This window comes from Aestuariivirga sp. (assembly GCF_046093005.1).
In the GTDB taxonomy this organism is placed as follows: Bacteria; Pseudomonadota; Alphaproteobacteria; order Rhizobiales; family Aestuariivirgaceae; genus Aestuariivirga.
Genome location: NZ_JBJTER010000067.1, coordinates 1 through 4,291, shown reverse-complemented (window position 1 = coordinate 4,291; position 4,291 = coordinate 1). Strand labels below are relative to the sequence as shown.

The 4,291-nt window shown below is 61.3% G+C and carries 4 protein-coding genes and 1 pseudogene; all 5 read left to right on the top strand.

What is annotated here, in order from left to right; all coding sequences use genetic code 11:
* Positions 1–330, top strand: a pseudogene (locus tag ACKOED_RS05610) (hypothetical protein); the annotation flags it as partial.
* Between the two features lie 24 nt (positions 331–354).
* On the top strand, positions 355–696 hold the full coding sequence (locus ACKOED_RS05605) for a hypothetical protein (protein WP_408915598.1): 342 nt from the start codon (positions 355–357) through the stop codon (positions 694–696).
* A 224-nt stretch (positions 697–920) separates the two neighbouring features.
* Positions 921–1,880 (top strand): IS481 family transposase, encoded by a 960-nt coding sequence (locus tag ACKOED_RS05600; protein WP_408915597.1) that lies wholly within the window; start codon positions 921–923, stop codon positions 1,878–1,880.
* Positions 1,881–1,987: 107 nt separating this feature from the next.
* Positions 1,988–3,514 carry an IS21 family transposase gene (gene istA, locus ACKOED_RS05595; RefSeq protein ID WP_408915599.1) on the top strand — a complete coding sequence of 509 codons (1,527 nt, stop codon included), beginning with the start codon at positions 1,988–1,990 and terminating at the stop codon, positions 3,512–3,514.
* Positions 3,504–4,283 carry an IS21-like element helper ATPase IstB gene (gene istB, locus ACKOED_RS05590; protein WP_408915596.1) on the top strand — a complete coding sequence of 260 codons (780 nt, stop codon included), beginning with the start codon at positions 3,504–3,506 and terminating at the stop codon, positions 4,281–4,283. Before istA ends, istB begins: the two co-directional genes overlap by 11 nt.
* Positions 4,284–4,291: the final 8 nt, after the last annotated feature.

The window sequence follows — 4,291 nt, the reverse complement described above, 5'->3', positions numbered from 1 at the left end:
ACGGAAAACCTGTTCTCGGTGACGCCGCGGATCGAGATGGGCGGGCAGTGGGAGACGGAGGACGGCCTGATCTTCCGCCCGATGCTGCAACTCGGCGCCACCTTCTATGGCGACTCGCAGTTCAGCCTGTCGTCGCAGTTCATGGATACGCCGGAAGAACCATCCGTCTTCGTCACCAAGACGGAACTTGACCCGGTGACCTTCGATATCTCGGCGGGGATTGACGTGTTCAACGCCGAAGGCAACTCGCTGCGGGTCTACTATGACGGCAGCTTCGGCGAGACCACCTACAGCCACGCCGGCGGCCTCCGGCTCCGCATCGGGTTCTGAGGACTTGCCACAGCTGTCGCGGCGGTGCCGGTCAGCCTTTTTCGGTTCCGCCGCGGCATCCGCGCCACCAGCTTGCCGGGAGACATAATTGTCACAACAGCGGGCGATACTGATTCGTCCGGAAGCTTTGGCGTGTTTGCGCTATCCACAGCAAATGGCGATATTGAAATCACAGCCAGTGAGGGAACCATCACTTCCAAGCAGGCCGGCATATATGCCAACATGAGCGTGGAAAGTGCTGGAAACATCGTCATTTCCGGCAGCGCGAACATTGTCGCGGAAGGCCAGGATGTGGCCCAAGTCCGGTCGCCGCAAACGGCATCACCGCCGATACGAGCAGTTCTGCCAATATCTCGATCAACATGACGGGAAACATCACGTCAGAATACGCGCGGGGCATCTATTATGCGCGCTCGTATTATAGCTCGCAAATCGACATTACAACTGGCGGTCACGGCTGGCATCATGGCGATGTCCGATGGCGGCCAACTGACTGTGTCGCTCACCGGCAACATCGGAGGCGTGGGCGTTAGATGTTTGATCCCAGGATTTGATGGTGCAATCTTCTCCCCAGCGTGGAAGGAGGCACTATGGGCCAGGTTCTTCATGGAAGCGCCACAACGACTGAGGCGGTCCGTCGAGCAATACAGCGTAGTCCAGAGAGCCTGAGAGCCCTGGCGAAGCGCTACGGCATCAATCAAAAGACCGTGGCCAAGTGGCGCAACCGGAGTTTTGTTGCCGACGAGAGGACGGGACCGCGGGATCCCAAGTCGACAGTTCTTACGGTAGAGGAAGAAGCGGTTATCGTGACTTTTCGCCGGCATACACTTCTGCCTCTTGATGATTGCCTCTATGCACTGCAGGCGACTATTCCGCACCTTACGCGCTCATCCTTGCATCGCTGTCTGCGGCGCCATGGCATCAGCCACCTACCCGATGCCGGGCGTGAGAAGGTCACCAAGAAGAAGTTCAAGGCCTATCCGATCGGCTTCTTCCATATTGATATCGCCGAAGTGCAGACTGCCGAGGGCAGACTCTATCTCGTCGTTGCTATCGATCGGACGTCGAAGTTCGCGTTTGTTGAGCTTCACAGCAGGGCGACACGCCGGGTCGCAGCGGACTTCCTTCGCAACCTTGCTGACGCTGTTCCATACAAGATCAAAACCATTTTGACCGATAACGGTACGCACTTCACTGACCCAACCGGTGACGGATGGCTGGTCTCAGATATCAAGACGATGCGGGCAGAAGGAGTTGCCTTCCGTTGCCATTCCTTCGATGCGGCATGCGCCGATCTCGACATCGAACACCGGCTGACGAAGCCGATGCATCCTTGGACCAATGGACAGGTCGAGCGAATGAACCGGACGATCAAGGAAGCGACGGTCAAGCGCTATCACTACGACGATCACGCCCAGTTCAGAAATCATCTCGATCACTTCATTGCCGCCTACAACTTTGGCCGGAGGCTCAAGACCCTCAAGGGGCTCACGCCGTACGAGTTCATCTGCAAACAGTGGACAAACAACCCGGAGCGCTTCAGGTGTTGATTTGCACTGAGAGTTGACCCGGGAGGGGCACAAGTTTCCACTGAGAAGTGACCCATGTTCTGACCTTCCCCCTGGCAATTGGACCGGGGGATCACGGAGTGATCGACATGGCACTTTTGAGCATTATCCGACGTTGGCATCTTCGCGAGGAGATACCGATCCGGGAGATCGAGCGGCGGACAGGGCTGTCGCGCAATACCATCCGCAAGTACCTGAGGTCTGGTGCCGTGGAACCGAAGTTCAAGGTTCCCGACCGGCCGAGCAACCTGGACCCTTTTGCCGACAGGCTCGAGGCGTGGCTCAGGGTGGAGGCGGGCAAGTCTCGCAAGCAGCGGCGCACGGCGCGGCAGATGCACAACGATCTGGTCAAGCTGGGCTATCGAGGCTCCTACGGCCGGGTGGCGGCGTTTGTGCGGGCCTGGAAGGCGGAGCGCCAGCGGGACGCCCAGACGAGTGGGCGGGGCACCTTCGTGCCGCTGGCCTTTGCGCCGGGAGAGGCCTTCCAGTTCGACTGGAGCGAGGACTTTGCAGTCCTCGGCAATGAACGGGTCAAGTTGCAGGTGGCGCACACCAAGCTGTCGCACAGCAAGGCCTTCATCGTGCGGGCCTATCTGCTGCAGACCCACGAGATGCTGTTCGATGCCCTGACCCAGGCGTTCCGCGTTCTGGGCGGGGTCCCGCGGCGCGGGATCTTCGACAACATGAAGACCGCCGTGGACCGGATCGGGTCAGGCAAGGCCCGGCAGGTCAACGCCCGGTTCTCAGCCATGGCCAGCCACTACCTGTTCGAGCCCGAGTTCTGCAATCCGGCCTCGGGCTGGGAGAAGGGGCAGATCGAGAAGAACGTCCAGGATGCCCGGCGACGGCTGTGGCAGCCGATGCCGCGGTTTGCTGACCTCGCCGCCCTGAACGCCTGGCTGGAGGAGCGCTGCGTCATGCAGTGGAGGGATATCCAGAATGGCATCCTGCCCGGCACCGTTGCCGAGGCGCATGCTGATGAAGTCCTGAGCCTTATGCCCTTGGGGCGGCCCTTCGACGGCTTCGTGGAGCACAGCAAGCGGGTGTCCCCGACCTGCTTGGTACACTTCGAGCGGAACCGCTACAGCGTGCCGGCCTCCTTCGCCAACCGGCCGGTGAGCTTGCGGATTTACCCGGAGCGGATCGTCATTGCCGCCGAGGGCCAGGTGCTGTGCGAGCATACCAGGGTCATCGAACGATCCCACCACCTGCCGGCGCGGACAATCTATGACTGGCGGCACTATCTTGCGGTCATCCAGCGAAAGCCCGGTGCCCTGCGCAACGGAGCACCCTTTGCCGATCTGCCCGACGCCTTCCGGCAGCTGCAGGGCCATCTGCTCAAGCGGCCCGGGGGTGACCGGGAGATGGTGGAGATTCTCGCCCTTGTCCTGCAGCACGATGAGCAGGCCGTGCTCTGCGCGGTCGAGATGGCTCTGGACGCCGGCATTGCCACCAAGACCCATATCCTGAACCTCCTGCACCGGCTGATCGACGGCAAGCCGGGGACGCCGACACCGATCGATGCGCCACAGGCGCTGAGCCTGCGGCTCGAGCCGAAGGCCAATACCGCCCGTTACGATGGCTTGCGCAGAAAGGAGGTCAACCGTGCGTCATGATCCCGCCAGCGCCGCCGTCGTGGTCATGCTGCGTTCGCTCAAGATGTACGGCATGGCCCAGGCCGTCAGCGACCTCATCGAACAGGGGGCGCCTGCCTTCGACACGGCTGTCCCCATCCTGTCGCAGCTGCTCAAGGCCGAGCTTGCTGAACGCGAGGTCCGCTCCGTCGCCTACCAGATCAAGGCCGCCCGGTTCCCGGCCTACAAGGATCTGACCGGCTTCGACTTCGCCTCCAGCGAGGTCGCCGAAGCCCTGGTTCGCCAGCTGCATGCTGGCGAGTTCATGGCGGGCGCCCACAACGTAGTTCTCATCGGCGGGCCGGGCACCGGCAAGACCCACATCGCCACCGCCCTCGGCGCCCAGGCCGTCGAGCATCACCGCAAGAAGGTCAGGTTCTTCGCGACCGTCGATCTGGTCAATGCGCTCGAGCAGGAAAAGGCCATGAACAAGGCAGGGCAGCTGGCTGACAGGCTGTCCAAGCTTGACCTCGTCATCCTCGACGAGCTCGGTTACCTGCCCTTCAGCCCCTCGGGCGGGGCGCTGCTATTCCACTTGCTCTCGAGGCTTTACGAACAGACCAGTGTCGTCATCACCACCAACCTCAGCTTCAGTGAATGGGCTGGCGTGTTCGGCGATGCCAAGATGACAACCGCACTCCTCGACCGCCTCACCCACCACTGCCACATCCTTGAAACCGGGAACGACAGCTTCCGCTTCAAAGCCAGTTCGACGAAGCCGAAAACCAGAAAGGAGAAGTCCCTGACTTGACCCGCGGC

Coding starts and splice junctions, on each gene's coding strand:
- istA (WP_408915599.1), top strand. CDS start 1,988: ATGGCACTTTTGAGCATTATCCGACGTTGGCATCTTCGCGAGGAGATA.
- ACKOED_RS05600 (WP_408915597.1), top strand. CDS start 921: ATGGGCCAGGTTCTTCATGGAAGCGCCACAACGACTGAGGCGGTCCGT.